The organism is Nonomuraea sp. NPDC003707 (genome assembly GCF_053587055.1).
The window spans coordinates 136662-156338 of the sequence record NZ_JBSFNK010000020.1 but is presented as its reverse complement, the minus strand read 5'-3'; the positions used below and the strand labels follow the sequence as shown (position 1 = coordinate 156338).

21 protein-coding genes are annotated in these 19677 nt (G+C 69.3%); 17 read left to right on the top strand and 4 right to left on the bottom strand.

Annotation, left to right across the window (positions count from 1 at the left end; translation table 11 throughout):
• Positions 1 to 16: 16 nt before the first annotated feature.
• The 10 genes from ACWDRB_RS40415 (at position 17) to ACWDRB_RS40370 (ending at position 9822) form a co-directional block, all read left to right on the top strand.
• A complete protein-coding gene (locus ACWDRB_RS40415; RefSeq protein WP_449903045.1) occupies positions 17 to 955 on the top strand; it encodes a class I SAM-dependent methyltransferase in 939 nt (312 codons plus the stop codon).
• Positions 952 to 1731 (top strand): sugar phosphate nucleotidyltransferase, encoded by a 780-nt coding sequence (locus tag ACWDRB_RS40410; RefSeq protein ID WP_355206657.1) that lies wholly within the window; start codon positions 952 to 954, stop codon positions 1729 to 1731. The genes ACWDRB_RS40415 and ACWDRB_RS40410 overlap by 4 nt, the downstream gene beginning before the upstream one ends.
• Positions 1728 to 2375 carry a PIG-L deacetylase family protein gene (locus ACWDRB_RS40405; RefSeq protein WP_449902936.1) on the top strand — a complete coding sequence of 216 codons (648 nt, stop codon included), beginning with the start codon at positions 1728 to 1730 and terminating at the stop codon, positions 2373 to 2375. Before ACWDRB_RS40410 ends, ACWDRB_RS40405 begins: the two co-directional genes overlap by 4 nt.
• Positions 2375 to 3391, top strand: a complete 1017-nt coding sequence (locus tag ACWDRB_RS40400; RefSeq protein ID WP_449902933.1) for an NAD-dependent epimerase/dehydratase family protein — start codon at positions 2375 to 2377, stop codon at positions 3389 to 3391. The genes ACWDRB_RS40405 and ACWDRB_RS40400 overlap by 1 nt, the downstream gene beginning before the upstream one ends.
• The gene (locus ACWDRB_RS40395) at positions 3388 to 4653 is read left to right on the top strand and encodes a DUF4910 domain-containing protein (protein ID WP_449902930.1); all 1266 of its coding nucleotides are present in this window, start codon (positions 3388 to 3390) and stop codon (positions 4651 to 4653) included. Before ACWDRB_RS40400 ends, ACWDRB_RS40395 begins: the two co-directional genes overlap by 4 nt.
• Positions 4641 to 5630: a hypothetical protein gene (locus ACWDRB_RS40390; RefSeq protein ID WP_449902928.1), complete on the top strand. Its 990-nt coding sequence runs from the start codon at positions 4641 to 4643 to the stop codon at positions 5628 to 5630. The genes ACWDRB_RS40395 and ACWDRB_RS40390 overlap by 13 nt, the downstream gene beginning before the upstream one ends.
• An 11-nt stretch (positions 5631 to 5641) precedes the next feature.
• On the top strand, positions 5642 to 7117 hold the full coding sequence (locus ACWDRB_RS40385; RefSeq protein ID WP_449902926.1) for an oligosaccharide flippase family protein: 1476 nt from the start codon (positions 5642 to 5644) through the stop codon (positions 7115 to 7117).
• A 15-nt stretch (positions 7118 to 7132) separates the two neighbouring features.
• A complete protein-coding gene (locus ACWDRB_RS40380) occupies positions 7133 to 8011 on the top strand; it encodes a glycosyltransferase family 2 protein (protein ID WP_449902923.1) in 879 nt (292 codons plus the stop codon).
• A 7-nt stretch (positions 8012 to 8018) separates the two neighbouring features.
• On the top strand, positions 8019 to 8840 hold the full coding sequence (locus ACWDRB_RS40375; RefSeq protein ID WP_350733533.1) for a hypothetical protein: 822 nt from the start codon (positions 8019 to 8021) through the stop codon (positions 8838 to 8840).
• A gap of 130 nt (positions 8841 to 8970) precedes the next feature.
• The gene (locus ACWDRB_RS40370; protein WP_350733534.1) at positions 8971 to 9822 is read left to right on the top strand and encodes a hypothetical protein; all 852 of its coding nucleotides are present in this window, start codon (positions 8971 to 8973) and stop codon (positions 9820 to 9822) included.
• Here ACWDRB_RS40370 and ACWDRB_RS40365 read toward each other — a convergent pair.
• On the bottom strand, positions 9815 to 10939 hold the full coding sequence (locus tag ACWDRB_RS40365; RefSeq protein WP_364264206.1) for an acyltransferase family protein: 1125 nt from the start codon (positions 10937 to 10939) through the stop codon (positions 9815 to 9817). The genes ACWDRB_RS40370 and ACWDRB_RS40365 overlap by 8 nt on opposite strands.
• A 236-nt stretch (positions 10940 to 11175) precedes the next feature.
• Between ACWDRB_RS40365 and ACWDRB_RS40360 the strand changes: the two genes are divergently transcribed.
• The 3 genes from ACWDRB_RS40360 to ACWDRB_RS40350 are packed head-to-tail and all read left to right on the top strand — an operon-like array spanning position 11176 to position 14138.
• Positions 11176 to 11991, top strand: coding sequence for a hypothetical protein (locus ACWDRB_RS40360; protein ID WP_449902920.1), 816 nt, complete (start codon positions 11176 to 11178; stop codon positions 11989 to 11991).
• 9 nt (positions 11992 to 12000) lie between these two features.
• Positions 12001 to 12735 carry a hypothetical protein gene (locus ACWDRB_RS40355; protein ID WP_449902918.1) on the top strand — a complete coding sequence of 245 codons (735 nt, stop codon included), beginning with the start codon at positions 12001 to 12003 and terminating at the stop codon, positions 12733 to 12735.
• Positions 12732 to 14138, top strand: a complete 1407-nt coding sequence (locus ACWDRB_RS40350) for an O-antigen ligase family protein (protein ID WP_449902916.1) — start codon at positions 12732 to 12734, stop codon at positions 14136 to 14138. The genes ACWDRB_RS40355 and ACWDRB_RS40350 overlap by 4 nt, the downstream gene beginning before the upstream one ends.
• Here ACWDRB_RS40350 and ACWDRB_RS40345 read toward each other — a convergent pair.
• Entirely contained in the window at positions 14027 to 14575 is a 549-nt protein-coding gene (locus ACWDRB_RS40345) for a dTDP-4-dehydrorhamnose 3,5-epimerase family protein (protein WP_449902914.1), read from the bottom strand. The genes ACWDRB_RS40350 and ACWDRB_RS40345 overlap by 112 nt on opposite strands.
• A 32-nt stretch (positions 14576 to 14607) precedes the next feature.
• Positions 14608 to 15531, bottom strand: a complete 924-nt coding sequence (locus tag ACWDRB_RS40340; protein WP_449903042.1) for a glycosyltransferase family 2 protein — start codon at positions 15529 to 15531, stop codon at positions 14608 to 14610.
• 106 nt (positions 15532 to 15637) lie between these two features.
• On the opposite strand from ACWDRB_RS40340, the gene ACWDRB_RS40335 reads away from it, so the two are divergent.
• From ACWDRB_RS40335 to ACWDRB_RS40320, 4 genes are all read left to right on the top strand, one after another.
• Positions 15638 to 16450 carry a 2OG-Fe(II) oxygenase gene (locus ACWDRB_RS40335; RefSeq protein ID WP_363981227.1) on the top strand — a complete coding sequence of 271 codons (813 nt, stop codon included), beginning with the start codon at positions 15638 to 15640 and terminating at the stop codon, positions 16448 to 16450.
• On the top strand, positions 16450 to 17373 hold the full coding sequence (locus ACWDRB_RS40330; protein ID WP_449902911.1) for a hypothetical protein: 924 nt from the start codon (positions 16450 to 16452) through the stop codon (positions 17371 to 17373). The genes ACWDRB_RS40335 and ACWDRB_RS40330 overlap by 1 nt, the downstream gene beginning before the upstream one ends.
• Before the next feature lie 419 nt (positions 17374 to 17792).
• Positions 17793 to 18341 carry a hypothetical protein gene (locus tag ACWDRB_RS40325; RefSeq protein ID WP_449902909.1) on the top strand — a complete coding sequence of 183 codons (549 nt, stop codon included), beginning with the start codon at positions 17793 to 17795 and terminating at the stop codon, positions 18339 to 18341.
• Between the two features lie 22 nt (positions 18342 to 18363).
• Positions 18364 to 18993, top strand: a complete 630-nt coding sequence (locus ACWDRB_RS40320; protein ID WP_350733548.1) for a hypothetical protein — start codon at positions 18364 to 18366, stop codon at positions 18991 to 18993.
• Here ACWDRB_RS40320 and ACWDRB_RS40315 read toward each other — a convergent pair.
• A complete protein-coding gene (locus ACWDRB_RS40315) occupies positions 18990 to 19646 on the bottom strand; it encodes a hypothetical protein (RefSeq protein ID WP_449902907.1) in 657 nt (218 codons plus the stop codon). The genes ACWDRB_RS40320 and ACWDRB_RS40315 overlap by 4 nt on opposite strands.
• Positions 19647 to 19677: the final 31 nt, after the last annotated feature.

The window sequence follows — 19677 nt, the reverse complement described above, 5'->3', positions numbered from 1 at the left end:
GTTCGTCGACTCCGCTGTGGAACGTTTGAAGCCGTCGTTCGTGGCCGAGGTGGCCAGTAACGACGGCTACCTGTTGCAGCACGTCGTCGAGCGTGGCATCAGGTGCCTGGGCATCGAGCCGTCGGCCAACGTGGGACAGGCGGCCAAGGACAAGGGCGTGCCGACGCTCACCGCGTTCCTCACGCCGGAGACGGGCGCCGCGGTGCGGGCCGAGCACGGGCCGGCCGACCTGGTCGTGGCCAACAACGTCTACGCGCACATCCCCGACGTGGTCGGCTTCACCGAGGGCCTGCGGGCTCTGGTGGCCGACGACGGGTGGGTGTCGATCGAGGTTCAGCACCTGCTCACGCTCATGGAGCTGAACCAGTACGACACGATCTACCACGAGCACTTCCAGTACTACACGGTCGCCTCCGCGCAGCGGGCGCTGGCCTCCGGCGGGCTGACGCTGGTGGACGTCGAGCTGCTGCCCACCCACGGCGGATCCATCCGGCTGTGGGCCCGGCCGTCGGGGAGCCCGTCCGATCGGGTGCTCGACGTGCTCGCGCGGGAGAAGGCGGCCGGACTTCACGATCTGTCCGGCTACGCCGGGTTCGCCGACCGGGTCGCACGTGTCCGCCGCGACCTGCTCCGCTTCCTGATCGACGCCGCGGAGGAAGGCAAGACGGTCGTCGGCTACGGCGCGCCGGGAAAGGGCAACACGCTCCTCAACCACTGCGGCATCCGTCAGGACCTGCTGGCCTACACGGTTGACCGCAACCCCTACAAGCACGGCAGATTCACTCCGGGCACCCGGATCCCCATCGCCGCTCCGGAGCGCATCGCTCAAGATCGCCCGGACTATGTGCTGGTCCTGCCGTGGAACCTGCGCGAAGAGCTCACCGCTCAGCTCTCCTATGTGCACGAATGGGGAGGCCGTCTGGTCTTCCCGATCCCACACCTGGAGGTCGTGTGAAGGTTGTCCTGTTCTGTGGAGGCTTCGGCACGCGCATGCGTACGGGTGTGCCGGGCGAGGTGCCCAAGCCGATGGCGCTCGTCGGCCCGCGGCCGCTGCTCTGGCACGTCATGCGTTATTACGCGCACTTCGGGCACAAGGAGTTCATCCTGTGCCTGGGCTACGGTGCCCACCACATCAAGGACTTCTTCCTCGGCTACCAGGAAGCCACGTCCAACGACTTCGTCTTACGCGGCGGCAAGGTCGAGCTGCTGTCGAGCGACATCTCCGACTGGTCCATCTCGTTCGTGCAGACCGGGACCAACTCCCCGATCGGCGAACGGCTGCGCCGCGTCCGCCACCACCTGGATGGCGACGAGATGTTCCTCGCGAACTACGCGGATGTGCTCACCGACGCGCCGCTGCCCGACATCATCGACCGCTTCACCGAGTCGGGCGCGGCCGCCTCGATGATGGTCGTGCCGCCGTCCCAGACCTTCCACTGCGTGGACGTGGGCGAGAACGGCCTGATCGGCGGCATCTCGCCGGTCAGCGAGATGCCGGTGTGGGTCAACGGCGGCTATTTCGTGCTGACCCAGGAGGTCTTCGAGCACATCCCGGAGAACGGCGACCTGGTCGCCGACGGCTGCGTGGAGCTGGCCAAGCGCGGACGCCTGCTGGCCTACCCGCACCGCGGCTACTGGCGGCCGACCGACACCGTGAACCAGCGCATGGAGCTGGACGAGGCCTACTCCCGGGGCGAGCGCCCGTGGGCCCTTTGGGAACGGTCCCGGTGATCGGTCTGCGCGCGGGGCGGCTCGACGGCATCGTGGCGCTCGCCGCGCACTGTGACGACCTGGCGATCGGGGCGGGCGGCAGCCTGCTGACGGTCTGCGCCGCCCGCCCCGGCCTCCGCGTGGACGCGCTGGTGCTGTCCGGCGGCGGCACCGAGCGCGAGGACGAGGAGCGCGCGGCGCTGGCGGACTTCTGCCCGGGCGCCGAGCTACGCGTCACCGTGCTGAAGCTGCCCGACGGCTACCTTCCGGCCAGGTGGGAGGAGGCCAAGGCCGCGGTGGAGGAGCTGCGCGCCCGTACCGACCCCGGCCTGATCTTCGCACCCTGGCGGGGCGACGCCCACCAGGACCACCGCGGGCTGGCCAAGCTGGTGCCCACGGCCTTCCGCGACCACCTGACGCTCGGCTACGAGATCGTCAAATGGGACGGCGACCTCGCCGCACCCGCCGTTTTCCAGCCGCTGACGGAGGAGGTGGCGGAGCTGAAGGTCGATCTGCTCCAGCGCCACTACGCCTCCCAGCGACATCGGCCCTGGTACGACCGCGAGGCGTTCCTGGGCCTGGCCCGCATCCGCGGCATCGAGTGCCACGCGCGCTATGCCGAGGCGTTCCACGTTTCCAAGCTCACCGTCGATCTGGAGAACTGATGCGGGTACTTCTCACCGGTCACCAGGGCTACCTGGGCACCGTGATGGCCCCCATGCTGGCCGAGGCCGGGCACGAGGTGGTCGGCCTGGACTCCGGCCTGTTCGCCGACTGCCTGCTCGGCCCCGCGCCCGAGCAGGTCGAGGCGCACGCGGTGGACCTGCGTGACGCGGGTCCCGAACACGTGGCGGGATTCGACGCGGTGATCCATCTGGCCGCGCTGTCCAACGACCCGCTCGGCGCGCTCGCGCCCGACCTGACCTACGACATCAACCACCACGCCTCGGTCCGGCTGGCCAGGCTGGCCAAGGAGGCGGGCGTGCGCCGCTTCCTGTACGCCTCCACCTGCTCGGTCTACGGCGCGTCCGGCGGCGAGGAGCTGCTGGACGAGGAGGCGCCGCTGCGGCCGGTGACGCCGTACGCCGAGTCCAAGGTGCGGGTCGAGGACGACCTGGTCACGCTGGCCGACGACGACTTCGCGCCGGTGTTCCTGCGCAACGCCACCGCCTTCGGGTTCTCCCCGAGGCTGCGCGCCGACATCGTGCTGAACAACCTGGTGGGCCACGCGCACCTGACCGGCGAGGTCCGGGTGCTGTCCGACGGCACGCCGTGGCGCCCGCTGGTCCACGCCAGGGACATCGCCGAGGCCTTCGCGGCGGCTCTCGTCGCGCCCCGCGAAGCCGTGCACACGACGGCCTTCAACGTCGGCACCGAGGTCAACAACGTGACCGTCGCCGAGATCGCGGCCGAGGTCGTCGCCGCGGTGCCCGGATCGACGCTGAGCATCACCGGCGAGACGGGGTCCGATCCGCGCTCCTACCGCGTCGACTTCTCCCGGATCAGGTCCGAGCTGGGCTACGAGGCGCGCTGGACGGTCAAGGCGGGCGCGGTGGAGCTGATCGACGCCTATCGCGAGCACGGTCTGACGAAGCAGGACTTCGAGCGCCGCTTCACCCGGCTGGCCCGGCTCGCCGACCGGCGCGAGGCCGGCACCGTCGACGACACCCTGCGCCCATGACCGGCGCGGAAATGCACGCCCTGGTACGGCGGCTCTACCCGCTGTGCCGGAGCATCACCGGCGACGGGCTGCGGCAGACCCTGGAGATCATCGGCGAGTCGATCCCGCTGGAGATCACCCAGGTGCCGACCGGGACCAAAGTCCTCGACTGGACGATCCCCCGGGAGTGGAACATCCGCGACGCCTCCATCAAGGACGCCGCGGGGAACAAGGTGGTCGACTTCCAGGACTCCAACCTGCACGTCGTGGGATACAGCGTGCCGGTCGAGGCCACGATGTCCCTGGAAGAGCTGCGCGGGCACCTGCACACCCTGCCCGAGCAGCCGGACCTGATCCCGTACCGGACCAGCTACTACGCCGAGACCTGGGGCTTCTGCCTGAGCCAGAACACCCTGGACGGGATGGCCGACGGCCCGTACGAGGTCAGGATCGACTCCACGCTGGCCGACGGGTACCTGACCTACGGCGAGTACGTGGTCCCCGGCAGCAGCTCGCAGGAGGTGCTGATCTCCTGCCACGTCTGCCATCCCTCGCTGGCAAACGACAACCTGGCCGGTGTGGCGGTGGCCGTCGCCCTGGCGCAGCGGCTGTCCGACCCCTGGTACACCTACCGGTTCATCTTCGCGCCCGGCACCATCGGCGCGATCACCTGGCTCGCCCTGAACCGGGAGCGCACCGACCGGATCAGGCACGGCGTGACCCTGGCCTGCGCGGGGGACAGCGGCACGATCACCTACAAGCGCAGCAGGCGCGGCGACGCCGAGATCGACCAGGTCTTCGCGCACGTGCTGAAGGACCGGCCGCACACCGTCCTGGACTTCTCCCCGTACGGCTACGACGAGCGGCAGTACTGCTCGCCGGGGTTCAACCTCGCCGTCGGCTCGTTGACCAGGACGCCGTACGGCGGATACCCGGAATATCACACCTCGGCCGACAATCCCGACTTCGTGCGTCCCGAGGCGATGGAGGACACCCTTGAGACGCTGTGGACGGCCGTGCGGGTTCTGGAGGGCAACCGCCGCTACCAGAATCTCAGCCCGTACGGCGAGCCGCAGTTGGGGGCCCGGGGCCTGTACGGATCACTCGGCGGGCGCAGTGACACGAAACAAGCGCAGATGGCGATGTTGTGGGTGTTGAGCCTTTCCGACGGGCTGAACAGTCTCCTGGACATCGCGGAACGGTCGAACCTGCCGTTCCAGGCAATAGCGGACGCGGCACATGCCCTGCAGAACGCGGGCCTGGTGAAGGAGTGGATGGGTTGAACCTGGCGCTGAAAGTCGGCGACGTGGTCGAGGTCCTCAGTGCGGAAGAGATCCTTGCCACGCTCGATGACAAGGGGGAGCTGGACAGCCTCCCTTTCATGCCGGAGATGCTGCGATTCTGCGGGCAGCGGCTCACCGTTCACAAGGTGGCCAACAAGCTCTGCGACACGATGACCAGAACCGGGATGCGGCGCATGGAGGACGCCGTCCATCTGACGGGCTCCCGCTGCGACGGGTCGGCCCACGGCGGCTGCCAGACCGCCTGCCTGCTCTACTGGAAGACCGCCTGGCTCAAGCGGGTGGACGGGCCGCCCACCTCGGAGCTGGCCGTCCGCCCCGAGCGGCCGCTGCTGCCGATCCTCGAGGTCAACACCCGGAGGGAGCCGGGGCCGGAGGGCGAGGAACGCTTCCGCTGCCAGGCCACCGAGCTGCTGCGCGCCGCCCCTGAACGGCTCCCGTTCCGGGACATGAGCCAGTACGTCACCGACATCCAGGTGGGCAACGCCGGGGTCGGACCGACCCTGCGCACGCTCTTCTTCGGGATGTTCAACCGCTACCAGCGCCTGTCCAGGAAGTTCCCGAAGTGGTTGCGCATCAAGGGCGGCCTGGCCTGGGGCTTCGTACGGCCGGGCCCGCACGCCGGCCCCACGCCGACGGGAACGACCGACCTCCAGCCGGGTGAGCTGGTGCGGATCAAGTCCAGGGACGAGATCATCGCCACGCTGAACGCCAAGGGGTTCAACCGCGGGCTGGGCTTCGAGGAGGACATGGCGCGTTCGTGCGGCCGCGTCGCCCGCGTGAGCGCCCGCGTCGAGCGCTGCATCGACGAGAAGACGGGCGAGATGCTGGAGATGAAGAACCCCTGCATCGCGCTCGAAGGAATCATCTGCGACGGCGTCTACAAGTCCAACTGCCCCCGCGCGTTCGTCCCGTTCTGGCGGGAGATCTGGCTGGAGCGGATCAGCGAGCCTAGCTAGGGAAGGCCGGCATGGCAGAGCAATCGGGCCCGGATATCAGCGACATCGGGCGCAAAGCGGGCCGAGGGGCCGTGTGGAGCTTTCTCGGCACACTGGTCACCCGCGCGGGCTCGTTCATCCTCGGCCTGATTCTGGCCAGACTCCTCGCGCCAGAGGATTTCGGCGTCTACGCCGTCGCGCTCGCGGCCACCCAGTTCGTCATGGTGGTCAAGGACGTCGGCGTCATGTCCGCCATCGTGCAGTGGCGCGGGCGGCTGGAGGACATCGCGCCCACGGCGACGACCCTGACCATGATCTCCGCACTGGGTCTGTACGGGATCTTCTGGGTCGGCGCGCCGTACTTCTCGGCGCTGGCGGGCAGCGCGGAGGCCACGTCCGTGGTGCGCATCCTCACCGCGGTCATCCTCGTCGAGGCGGTCACCGCGGTACGCAGCGCGGCCCTGTTGCGCTGGTTCCGCACGGGCAAGAACGCCAAGGCGGTCCTCGCCGGCTTCCTGGTCAACGCGCCGGCGGCGATCATCCTGGCGGTCAACGGGGCGGGCGCGTACAGCTTCGCCTGGGGGCAGCTCGCGGGTGCCGTGGTCACCGGCGTCTTCATGCTGCTCTACGCGCGCCTGCCCTACCGGTTCGGGTTCGACCGGCAGATCGCGGCCAAGCTGCTGCGGTTCGGCATCCCCTCGGCGGCGGGGATCGCGCTGGAGATCATGCTGCTCAACGTGGGCTACATCATCGTCGGCAACATCATGGGCGACGCGTGGCTGGGCTTCTACCTGATGGCCTTCAACGTGTCGAGCTGGGTGCCCGGCATCATCGGCAGCGCCATCCGCATGGTGTCGATCGCCGGCTTCTCCCGGCTGGCCGAGCGCGACGAGGAGTCCCTGTCGCTCGGCGTGCAGCGAACCGTGCCGCTGCTCATCGCCATGGTGCTGCCGCTGGCCGTCTTCATGGCGCTGCTCGCGCACCCGCTGATCATCTTCATCTACGGCCCGAAGTGGGAGCTGGCCGCCGGCGTGCTGCGGTTCCTGGCGGTCCTGATGGTGGTGCGCATGCTCACCTCCTTCGCCCTCGACATCCTGAACGGGCAGGGCGCCACCCGCTCGACGGTCTGGATGAACCTCGGGCACGCGGCGGCGATGATCCCGGCGGTCATCGTCGGCACGCATCTCGACGGCATCCGCGGCGCCGCGATCGGGCAGGCGGCCGCCGCCGTGCTCGTCGCGCTTCCGCTCGCCGTGCTCGCCGTGCAGCGGGCCGGGGTACGGCTCGCCCCGGCCCTGCCGGGACTCGCCCGCCCGGCGGCGGGAGCGCTGGTGTGCGCGGCCGTCATGCTGGGCCTCGCGCTGCTGACCCAGGGGAGCCCCCTGGTCCAGCTCATCGTGGCGGGCGGCGGCGGCCTGCTGGCCTACGTGCTGGTCGTGGTGACCCGCGACCAGTTCCACATTGTGAGCGATCGCCTGGTGCGGCTGCTTCCCGCCCGCGCGCGATGACCTCGAGGAGAAGCGATGCTGGTGTCCATCGGAATCCCGGTCCGCAACGGTGCGGACCGCCTGGAGGCGGCCGTACGCTCGGCGCTCGCCCAGGACCACGCCGAGATCGAGGTGGTGATCTCGGACAACGCCTCCACCGACGGCACGGAGGAGCTCTGCCGCGAGCTGGCGAGGCAGGACGGACGCATCGCCTACTACCGGCAGCCGCGTGACCTGCACGTGGTCGGGAACTTCGTGGAGGTGCTGCGGCGGGCGCGGGGGGAGTTCTTCCGCTGGATGGGCGACGACGACCTGCTCGAACCGCGCTACGTCTCCCGGAGCCTGGAGCCGTTCCTGGCCGATGAGCGGCTCATCCTGGTCACCTCGGACGTCAGCTACACCGGGGCGGACGGGACGGTCCACCAGCCCCGCTATCGCGGCACCCAGATGCTCTCCGACGACCCCATCGACCGCCTGGACGAGCTGTGGGACGTCGTCACCACCCAGCACCACGGACTCGACCCCCTCTACGGCCTGATGCGGCGGGAGCAGGTGGCCGCCGTGCCCCGGCCGCTGATGATCCGCGAGGACGAGGTCTACGCCACCATGCTCGCGCTGACCGCGCCCTGGGGTCACGTGCCGGAGACGCTCGCCCACCGCAACCTGCGCGAGCGGCGCCTGCCCGGGATCGCCGCGGCGCTCGGGGTGCCGGCCTGGACCGCGCATTTCGCCACCACGCTGCAGTTCCGGGCGATGTACCGAGCCGTGCGGCTCATGGAGCTGTCCACGGAGCAACGCAACCGCGCCCACGCCGTGCTGCTGCGTACCTACTATCGCCGGCAGCACCAGATGCTGACGCACCGCAGCCGCAAACTCGCCGGGTTGGCCGCCCGACTCGTCTCCTCGAAAGGGTGATCTGCTCGTGTTGATTCGCATCGTGCGGCTGCTCATGCAGCCGGGCCGGATCCTGCTGGCCGCCATGCGGCGCCTGCCGTTCGGCTCGTACGAGCTGCGCTGCTCGCTCGACCTCTACCCGAGGCCGCACTACGCCTACGGCGTGCAGCAGGCGGCCGAGCTGGCCAGGCGCCTCGGCGTCGGCCGGATCAGCGTGGTCGAGTTCGGTGTCGCGGGCGGCGCGGGCATGGTGGAGCTCAACCGCATGGCGGCGCTGGCGTCGGCCGCGTCGGGCGTGAAGATCGACGTCTACGGCTTCGACACGGGCGCCGGGCTGCCCAAGCCCACCGACTTCCGGGACCTGCCCTACATCTGGCGCGAAGGCGACTTCGTCATGGACGTCGACGCCCTGCGGGCCCGGCTGGGGGAGGCCACCCTGATCCTGGGCAACATCGAGGACACGGTCGGCGAGTTCCTGGACGGCGAGCGTCCGGCGCCGATCGGGTTCGTCTCCATCGACGTGGACTTCTACTCCTCGACCGCGGCGGCGCTGCGGCTGTTCGGGGGCGACCACAAGTACTTCCTGCCCCGCGTGTTCTGCTACCTCGACGACACCGTCGGCGACGACGACCAGATCATCCACAACGAGTATGTCGGCGAGCTCAGCGCGATCAGGGAGTTCAACGAGGACAACGAGCTGATGAAGCTGGCGCCGATCAACGGGCTGCGGCACAAGCGCCCGGTTCCGGCCCCCTGGAACGACAACATCCAGGCGCTGCACCGCTTCGACCACCCGGACTATTCGGTCTACGTGGGCAGGCCGGACACGCAGACGCAGTTGCCTCTGTGACCCCTCCAACCCCCTGTAACGAAGATGCGGGCTAAGGCGAGAGAAGGGAAAAGAACCACGCGAGGGGGAAAATCTCGCTATGTCCGTTTTATTGGCAAATAGCCGAATCAACGATGATGTCCGGCGCAAAATGCTCTTCCAGGGAGACCTCTTCCTCTACTCGGCGACGCCTGCCTCGACCAAGCTGATCGAGTTCGCCCGCGAGTTGATCGAGGAGGCGTTCGAGGGCCGCGACCCCCAGACCGCCCAGTACGAGATGCCGGTCGAGGAGTTCGCGGCACTGCTCGCGGACCTCAAGCCGCGCTTCATCCACCACCCCACCAGCAAGAAGCTCCTCGTCACCCTGCTCGACGAGCTGGGCATGGCGCTGGACAAGACCTACTTCGACGTGCCGAGGCTGCGCACCTCCACCGCCGATCACTACCTCGACTCCGGCATCTCCTACGCCTACCACGCTCATCGCGACTGCTGGTACGCCGCGCCGTTCTGCCAGGTCAACTGGTGGATCCCGATCTACGAGGTGGTCCCGGAGAACGTCTTCGCGCTGCACCCGCAGTACTTCGACCGCCCCGTGCGCAACGGCAGCGGCCGCTACGACTACGCGGAGTGGACCGCCGTCAGCCGGCCCACGGCCGCCCAGCACATCCACAGCGACACCCGGGAGCAGCCCAAGCCGGAGGAGGCGCTCGACCTCGAAACCGAGCTCCGGCTGGTGCCGGAGCCGGGCGGCATGCTGCTCTTCTCCGGGGCGCACCTGCACTCGACCGTCACCAACACCTCCGGCAGGACCCGGTTCAGCATCGACTTCCGCACCGTCCACATCGACGACGTCCGCTCCCGCGCGGCGGCGCCCAACGTGGACGCCACCTGCCGCGGCACCACCCTGCGCGACTTCTACCGGGCCGACGACCTGACGCGCATCCCGGAGGAGCTCGCGGCGGAGTACGAGGCCGAGGCCGAGGCGCTGGCCAAGCTCACCTGACAAACCGCGCGCGTACGGCGTCGCGCAGGCCCCTCCAGCTCCGGTGCCGTTGGAAGGGCAACTCGAAGACCGAGGCGAACAACCACGCCGTCCCCACGCTCACCGGCACTGCCAGGGCGAGCGTGAGGAGAAAGGTCGGCATGCCCGGCGGCACGTGCGGGGCGACGACCAGCCGGTTGATCATGACGACGAGCGGTGAATGGATCAGGTAGAGGCTGTAGGAGAAGGAGCCCAGCCGCCGGAGCGGACGCGTGTCGAGCAGCCGTACGAGCCAGACCGGCTTGCCCGTCGCCACACCCGTCAGCAACAGCCCGGCGGCCGGGCCGACCGCCAGATCCACCCAGAAGAAGTTCGCGACCACCCAGACCGGCCCGGCGACCACGATCAGCAGGAGCACCGGGACCGCGGCGGCCGCCGCGAACCAGTGCCAGGGCAGGCGCTCCGTACGCTCCTGCGCGCGCACGACGCCGGCGCAGACCGCGCCCACGGCGAACAGCACGGCGAACTGCGGCGTCAGCCGCATCAGCAGGTCCACGGCCGGCACGGAGGGCGCCAGCGCCCCCACCGCCACGACGATCAGGGTCACCGCGCCGAGCATCACCGCCGCGCCCATCTTGCGCAGGACCAGCAGCATCAGCGGGAACACCAGGTAGAGCTGCGCCTCGACGGCGATCGACCACAGGGCCCCGTTGGGGCTGGGGGAGCCGAAGACGTCCTGCAGGAGGAGCCCGTAGATGAGGGCCGACTGCCCGGTGGGCGTCTGCTGCCCGGGCTGCGGGATGACCGTCCACGCGATCACCAGGCTGAACGCCAGCGCCGCCCAGTAGGGCGGCAGGATGCGCCAGGCGCGGCGGTTGAGGAACGTGGGGATGCCGCCGAGCTGCCAGCCGGACCGGGCGGGCGAGATCGCCAGCGAGAAGCCGGACAGGACGATGAACACCACGACCGCGAAGTGGCCGTAGAGCAGCCACCCCGTCCACCAGGGCGCGTCGTTGACCGGGAACCCGGGAAAGGACAGGAGCCAGCAATGGTGAAGGACGACGAACAACGCCGCCAGCCCCCGTAAGCCGTCGAGCCCGGTCAGCCTGCGCCGCGTCGCCGGACGCTCTACCGTCATCCCCACCGAAGCCCCCGTCGCCGTAGTCGGTAGGTCTATCGCTGCGACTACGCGCGGTGTAACCGTTCTACGGAGATGTAACGTCTGGCCGCGAATGGGCGATGGTCCGCTATAGAGCAAGCATTGCTGATGCGGGGGAACGTACCAAAATGGAGTTCTGGAAGACGATCCTTGGTCTTCTCCGCCGAGTTCTCATTGGCCCGCCGCTGATCTGTCTTTCGATCCTGGTGGGCGTTGTGGTGTACACGGTCATTCCGGCGCACTACACGACCGATGTCTCCCTCGTGCTGGCCACGCCGGTGAACGGGGGCACCGTCCCCTCCGACAAGACCAAGCAGGGGCTCACCAACCCGTTCCTCTCCTTCAACGACGCGCTGAAGACCGGGGCGAGCATCGTCATCCTGTCGATGAACACGCAGGACGTCTGGACGCAGCTCGGCGCGCCCAAGGACGGCCCGACGGAGATCACGATCGACGACGGGCGCTCCAACCCCAACGTCCTGGACATCAACGGGCCCTACATCTACATCAGGGTCGACAGCGAGTCTCCTCGGCAGGCCACGGCCGTGCTGATGGCGGCGCGCGAGCGCGTGGCGACCGAGTTGTTCAAATGGCAGAAGGCGCTCGGCGCTCCGGCGAACACCTTCATCACCTCCACCGACATCGTGCCGCCGTCCACCCCCGAGGCCGACCACAGCGTGAACTGGCAGGGGGCGATCGGCGGCGCCGTGCTCTGCCTGCTCCTGGGCCTCGGCATCGCCTACGGCGTGGTGACCAGGCGCGCGCCCAAGCAGCCGGAGCAGCCGGAGCCCCCGCTACCCCCGGCGGTACCCCTGGCGGCACCCTTGGCGGTCCCGGTGGCGGTTCCGGTGGTCACTCCCGTGACGGCGCCGGCGCCGGAGCCGGTGGCAGCGCAGGTGGACGAGCCCGTCGAACTGGCGGAGCTCGACGAGGACAGCTCCAGCACCATGGAGTTCCCCATCTACCGGGGGGAGCCTCTCTCGCCCGTGCCCTGGCCCGGCAAGGCGGCCCAGGACAACGGCGAGGGATGAGGCCCGCGCATGGACTTCTGGGCGACGGCGACCGTTCTGTTCAAGCGGTGGTACGTGACGATTCCGGCCTTCCTCCTCACGGTCGTGGGAGCCGTCGGCATCTTCGCCGTGGCGCCCAAGACCTTCATCTCCAGCTCGGCGCTCGTCCTCACCCTGCCGGTCACCGGCGGCAGCGTGCCGGCCGACCCCAGGTTCCCCAACCCCCGCACCAACCCCCTCGTCTCCTTCGACCAGGGGTTGAGCATGACCTCGTCGATCCTCATCCAGGCGCTGAACACCCCTGAGGCGGTCGCCAAGGTCGGCGCGCCGATCGGCGGCGACGTCACGCTCAAGATCACCAGCGGTGGCACCAACCCCGAGATGATGCCGGCGACCCCCTTCATCGTCATCACCTGCGAGGCGCCGAGCGCCGAGCTGGCCCACGGCATCGTCGTGAAGGTCACCGAGCTGGCCCAGCAGGAGCTGCGCGCCCGGCAGCAGCAGGTCAAGGCACCGCCCACCACCTACGTGAGCGCCACCGTCGTGGTGCCGCCCACCCAGCCCGACGAGAAGAAGGGCAGCCGGATGCGCAGCGCGGTGGTCACCGGGGCGCTGGCGTTCTTCATGAGCCTGTTCGCCGCCTTCGCGGCCGAGAGCTTCGCCCGCCATCGCCGGGCCCGCCGCCGCCCGACGCCGCCCGAGCTCGGACTCTACGAGCCCGTCGCGAGCAACGGAACGCGGTCGCTGGCTGGACGCGAAGGATGACCGGGGCCAACCTGGCCCAGCGGCCGCTCCGGCGCGCCGACGGCGCCACGCTGGTCTGCTTCTTCGTCGTGGTCCTGCTGATGCTGCCGGCCCGCCTGGCGGTGGCCGGGCTTCCGCTGTCGCTCACGCCCGCCGAGATCATGGCTCTCGTGCTGGGCGTGGTGTGGGTGTGCGCCCAGATGATCAGTACGACCGGCGTGGCCAAGGGCGGCAACCCGGTCCGCACCTCGATCTTCGTGTACGGCATGCTCCTGCTGGCGATCTACGGGTACACGACCTACCTGTACCTGCCGTCCGACGAGCTCAACCTCTCCGACCACACGTTCGTGCTCTACGCGGGCTACGTGAGCCTGCTGCTGATGGTCTGCGACGGCATCGACAGCCGCGAGCGCCTCGACTTCGTGCTCAAGGCGGTCGTGATCGGCGGCACGTTCGCGGCGATCGTCGCCCTGCTGCAGTTCAGGCTCGACTTCGACCTCACCAAGTACATGCAGATCCCCGGGCTGCGCCACTCCTCCGTCGAGGAGGTGCCCACCGTGATCTCCCGATCGGACCTGCGCCGCGTCGCCGGCACGCTCGGGCACCCGATCGAGTTCGGCGCGGTGTCGGCGATGCTGCTGCCGCTGGCCGCGCATCTCGGCTTCCAGGCGCGCAGCCGCGGCGAGGCCGCGACCCGCTGGTGGATCTGCGCCGTCATCATCGCGGCCGGCCTGATGTTCTCGGTCTCCAGGACCGCCGTGCTCGGCCTGGCGGGGGCGGGGCTGATCCTCCTGCTCGGCTGGTCCAACCGGCGCCGGATCGTCACCATCGGCGCGTTCGTGGTGTTCCTGGGCTTCATGAAGGTCCTGGCGCCGGGCCTGATCGGAACGTTCTACAACCTGTTCGCCGGCGCCGGCGAGGACAGCAGCATCATCTACCGCACCCACGACTACCCGTTCGCGATGCGGGAGTTCGACAAGAGTCCGGTCTTCGGCCGCGGGCTCGGCACCTGGTACCCGTTCAAGCATCAGGTGTTCGACAACCAGTACCTGCTGTCACTGGTCGAGACCGGGGTGCTCGGCGTGCTGGGGTTCGTCGGCGTGATCGGGTGCGGGATCGTCGTGGCCCTCTGGGTCCGCCGGTTGAGCTCCGATCCGAACGTACGCAACCTGGGCCTGACCATCGCCGCCTGCCTGGTGATCCCGCTGCTGGGGGCGGCCACCTTCGACCTGCTCTCCTTCCCCGGCATCACCAGCGTGATGTTCCTGCTGGTCGGCGCGGCGGGGGCGCTGCTGCGGTTCGAGCGGCGGGATCAGGCGGACAAGATGGTCCTGAGCGCCTTCCAGGAGCCCGCCGACCTGTCGCGCTCGCTGATCGCGGTGACCGGCAACGGCCAGGGCAGCGCGAGGTCGGGGTCGTCGTAGCGGACGGCCAGGTCCTCGGCGGGGTCGTGCTCCCTGTCGATGCGGTAGCAGACGTCGGCGTGCTCGGTCAGCGCCTGGTAGCCGTGCAGGATGCCCGGCGGCACGTAGAGGTGCGCGAACGACACGTCGTCGAGCCGGACGGTGATGTGGGAGCCGAACGTCGGCGACGCCGGCCGCGCGTCCACCAGGATGTCGAGCACCGCGCCGTGCGCGGCCCGTACCAGCTTGGCCTCGCCCCGGCCCGAGCGGCCGTGCATCCCCCTGATCGTGCCCAGGCGCGAGCGCGACTGGCTGTCCTGGACGAACGCGGTGTGGTCCAGCCCGTGCTCGGCGGCGATCACGGCGTCGAAGGTCCTGGTGAAGAAGCCCCGATCGTCGTGGCTGGGCGCCGGCACGAACAGCAGCACGCCTTCGAGCTCCAGGTGCTCGACTCTCATGGTGTTCCTCTCGTCCAGGTAGGGTCCGCAACTCATCCAGGTAGGGTCCGCAACCGGCGGGAGGGCCGCAGGAGGGCCACGACCGACGCTCTGGCCGTGTGGCGGCCCGCGGCGGCCCGCATGGCCTCGCCGAGCAGGACCGCGAGATAGAAGCCCGCGCTCGCGATCCTGCCCCGGCGCTGCCGGAACAGCCGCACGCGGTTGACCGTGAGCAGCGCGGCCAGCATCGGGCTCGTCTTCGCCTCGCCGCCGATGTGCTCGACCACGGCGGCGGGCTCGTACCAGAGGCTCCAGCCCCCGTCCGCGGCCCGCAGCGCGTACTCGGTCTCCTCGCTGTACAGCAGGAACGACTCGTCCCACGGGCCGACCTCGGTGAGCGCCGCGACGGAGATGAGCATGGCGGCCCCGGTGGCCCAGTCGGCAGGGCCCGGTCGCTCGTAGCGGCCGGGGTCGACGATCATCTCGCCCAGCGCGCCGACGCGGCCCGCCAGGTGCCCGCCGAGCACCGCCTCGGCCAGCGCGCGGCGTACGGCCGGCGTGCGGCGGAGCGAGTGGTGGAGCACGCCCTCGGTGCTGATCAGCCGGGGGACGGCGATGCCGGTGCCCGGACGCCCGAGGGCCTCGCTCAGCACGGCCAGCGCACCGGGGCGAAGGCGGCAGTCGGGGTTCATCACGAAGATCGCGTCGAGCTCGTGGAGGTCGAGCGCCGCGATCCCGGCGTTGATCGCCGCCGCGTACCCGGCGTTCCTGCCCACTGGCAGGGGACACATGGGCAGGCCGACGGCCTGTTCGGCGATGCGGAGCGAGTCGTCCTTGGAGGCGTTGTCCGCCACGACGACGGCGGCGAGATCCACCCCATCGGTGCCCTCGGGCAGAGAGGCCAGGCAACCGCCGAGGACCGGAGCGCTGTTGTAGGTCACGATCACGATCGCGACTCGGGGGCAGCCGGGCTTCACATGTCCCCATCGCACCCCAGCAATGGAGCGTTACAGGTAACAGATGACACGGCTGAGGCGATGACGAGGTAGGGGCCGCGGTGTCGTAGAGACGGAGACACATTTCATGCAGGATCTGCAGGCTTTCACCTTCCGCCGGGATGACCTCTTCCCGCTGGCGGACAAGTATTCCGAGCAGTTCCGTACGGCCTCGCCGTTCCGCCACGTGGTCATCGACGACTTCCTGCCGCCGGAGGTGCTGGAGCCCGTCCTCGACGAGTTCCCCGAGCCGCGGGACGCCACCTGGCAGCGCTTCGACACTGCGCGCGAGGTGAAGCTGGCGCTGGCCGACACCGAGCGCATGGGGCCGGCCACCCGGCACCTGCTGGCGGAGTTCAACAGTGGGGTGTTCGTCCAGTTCCTCGAGCGGCTGACCGGCATCACGCAACTCGTCTCCGACCCGCATTTCGAGGGCGGCGGCCTGCACCAGATCCGGCCGGGTGGCTTCCTCAAGGTGCACGCCGACTTCAACAAGAGCCGGAAGCTCAACCTCGACCGCCGGCTCAACGGCCTGCTCTACCTCAACAAGGACTGGGAGGAGAGCTACGGCGGACACCTGCAGCTGTGGAACAAGGACATGACCGAGTGCGAGGGCAAGATCCTCCCGCTCTTCAACCGGTTCGTGGTGTTCGCCACGACCGACGACGCCAACCACGGGCACCCGGACCCGCTGACCTGTCCGCCGGACCGGGCGCGGCGCTCGATGGCGCTGTACTACTACTCCAACGGCCGGCCCGAGGAAGAGGCCACCGACGAGCACACCACGCTGTTCAAGCAGCGGCCCGGCGAGGCGTGGAAGAGCAACCTGCGCCAGGTCGCCAAGCGCTGGACGCCACCGGCGCTGGCCGACCTCGTCGGCGGCCGGAAGCCCAACGCCTAGTGAGGTCGTCCGCCATAGGCTGGTGTCTCGGCCTGGGCCTGGTCGTGCTGCTGAGCGGGTGCCAGAACGGCGGCGCCCAGAGCAAGCCGCTCGCCAGCCAGTCGCTCGCCACGACCCCGACCACGTCCGCCTCGGCCCCGCCGCTGAACCCGGCCGAGCGGAGCTGGCCGGGACCGGACAACACGGGTGTGCCCAGCGGCGTGCCGCTGCGCGAATCCGGGTCCATCCGGGTGACCAAGAACGGCACGGTCATCGACGGCGTCGAGGTGACCGGCTACATCACGGTCGAGGCCGACGACGTGACCATCCGCAACACGCGCGTCCGCGGTACCAAGGGCTGGTGGGGGATCCTCCAGCGCGAGGGGCGCACCGGGCTGAAGGTCGAGGACAGCGAGATCTTCGGCAACGGCAAGGAACGCACCCAGTTCGGCATCCTCAACCAGGGCAAGATGATCACGGTGCGCCGGGTGGACATCCACACGATCTCCAACGGCATCCTGACCCAGCAGGGCCTGGTCGAGGACTCGTACGTGCACGACCCGAAGTACTACTCCGGCGACCACACCGACATGATCATGTCGACCGGGCCGCCCGCCGCCGGGACCGAGCTGATCATCCGGCGCAACACGGTGATCAACACGCTGGACCAGACCGGCGCGATCGCGCTGTTCCAGGACTTCGGCGTGGTCAAGAACGTGACGGTGGAGGGCAACCTGCTGGCCGGGGGTGGCTGGTCGCTGTACGCGGGCGCCGGGGCCAAGGGCACCTCGTCGAACATCAAGGTGATCGGCAACGTCTTCAGCCGCAGGGTGTGGCCGAAGGGCGGGTCTGCCGGGCCGGTTTCTTATTGGGATAAGGACGGGCCCGGAAATACGTGGCACAGTAACACCTGGGAAAACGGTGGGGCGGTAAGTCCGGGATAACGTGTTTTTTGATCATCATTGAGAAAGCTGAGCTTTCTGGGAATTGAGGGGTAAAGGAGTCCTTTTTCGGCAAAAAGCCCCTCTTAGTGCTTCCGGCATGGCTACTCTCTCCCCTTGGGGACTCGATATGGCCGTGATCGGAAGGAGTCGCCTGTGTCAAGGCATCGGCGGAGTACGCGAAGTAAGAGGCGGACCGGGTGGTTATCCCTGGCCGGTGTCTCCGCCGTGGCGGTGCTGGCGGGCGGATACGGCGTCATCGCCTCTGATGTGCTGAAGCCTCAGGCGGCCCTGACGGACGCGAGCGGGGGAGCACGGGCTTCGGTCTCACCGCGGGCTGCCGCCGGTCAGAAGTCCCGGCCACGACCCACCACGGAGAGCCCGCGGCCACGGAAGACCAAGGGCCATTGGTGGTGGCCCCGGTGGCCTACCAAGAAGCCGACCTCGCGGCCGACGCGCAGGCCGACCGAGACGCCGGAGCCCGGCGATTCCGCGACTCCGACCTCGACGCCGATCAAGACGCCGACCCTGATCTCCTCACCGACGCCTCAGCCGACGAGGACGCCTACTCCTCCTCCTGTGACGCCCACGCCGACCTCGACGCCGACGCCGACTTCGACTTCGACTCCGACGGTGACGTCGACCCAGACGCCGACCCCAACTCCGACGGTGACGCCGACCCCGACCCGGACCCCCACCCCGACCCGGACCCCGACTCCCACCAGGACGCCGACGCCGACGCCGACAGCGACTCCCACCAGGACGCTTCCCGGCACTCCCACGCAGACGCCCCCAAGTACTCCCACTCCCACTCCGACGAAGACGCCGACGACCGCACCGCCGCCGAGCGGTGGCTGGCCCGGGCCCGGGAACACGGGCGTCCCCGAGGGCACCGAGCTGGTCCGCAAGACCGGCTCGATCGTCATCAAGGAGGACGGCAAGGTCATCGACGGCTGGGACATCACCGGTGACATCACGGTCGAGGCCGACAACGTGACCATCCGCAACACCCGGGTGCGCGGGCAGACCGACTATTGGGGCATCCTCCAGCGCGAGGGATTCTCGGGCCTCAAGGTCGAGGACAGCGAGATCTTCGGCAACGGCAAGCAGCGGACCCAGTTCGGCATCCTCAACCAGGGCAAGATGATCACCGTGCGCCGGGTGGACATCCACACGATCTCCAACGGCATCCTCACCGACCAGGGCCTGGTCGAGGACTCGTACGTGCACGACCCGAAGTACTACTCCGGCGACCACACCGACATGATCATGTCAACGGGCACCGCCGCCGCCGGGACCGAGCTGATCATCCGGCGCAACACCGTGATCAACACGCTCGACCAGACGGGCGCGATCGCGCTCTTCCAGGACTTCGGCGTGACCCGCAACGTCACCGTGCAGGGCAACCTGCTGGCCGGGGGCGGCTGGTCGCTCTACGCGGGCGCCGGCCGGAAGGGCCTGTCCTCGAACATCAAGGTGATCGACAACGTCTTCAGCCGCAAGGTGTGGCCGAAGGGCGGCTCCGCCGGCCCGGTGTCGTACTGGGACTCCAACGGGCCGGGCAACGTCTGGAAGGGCAACACCTGGGAGAGCGGCGGCGCGAGCGTGCTGGCCGCGGACTAGGTGCGGATCGCGATGACCGACTTCACCAGCCCGGCCAGCCGCTCGAAGCGGATCTGGGACTTGGGGAAGTAGTGCCGCATCTCGGTCACGCTGAGCAGCTCGACCTCCATGGCGATCATCCGGGCGGCGTCGCGGTCGGAGGTCGGCGTGTGGACGAGCGGCCAGCGGCGCAGGATCGTCGTCCGCGCGGCGAGCGGCAGGAACTGGAACCCCGGGAACAGGAAGTGCGGCTCGACCGGGAAATAGCGGTAGGGCGTCTGCACCCAGTGCCGGTCGGCCATCTCGTGCACGGTGTCGGCGAACCGCTGCCGGCGCTGGTGCCCGCCGACGTGTTCGATGACCGCGTTGGAGAAGACGAGGTCGTAGCGCGTGCCACGGATCGACGCCGGTAGGTCGCAGGCGTCGGCGACATCGGCCCGCAGCCATCCCGGCAGGTCGGCGGGCGGCTGCTCGAGGTTGACGATGTGGACGTGGGCCGGCCTGACCGGGGCGCGCATCCAGGCCCCGGCCGTGCCGCCGAGGTCGAGCACGTTCATCTGGTCGAGGTCGGGGAACCGGTCGGCGAACCACTGCCACCGTCGCGCCCGTGCCTTGGCCCCCAGCGAGTCCGGAGCGTCCACGAAACGGCTGCGCAGGGCATTAAGACGGCTCATAAAGGCGCTCCTCCGGCCAGACAAGTACCTC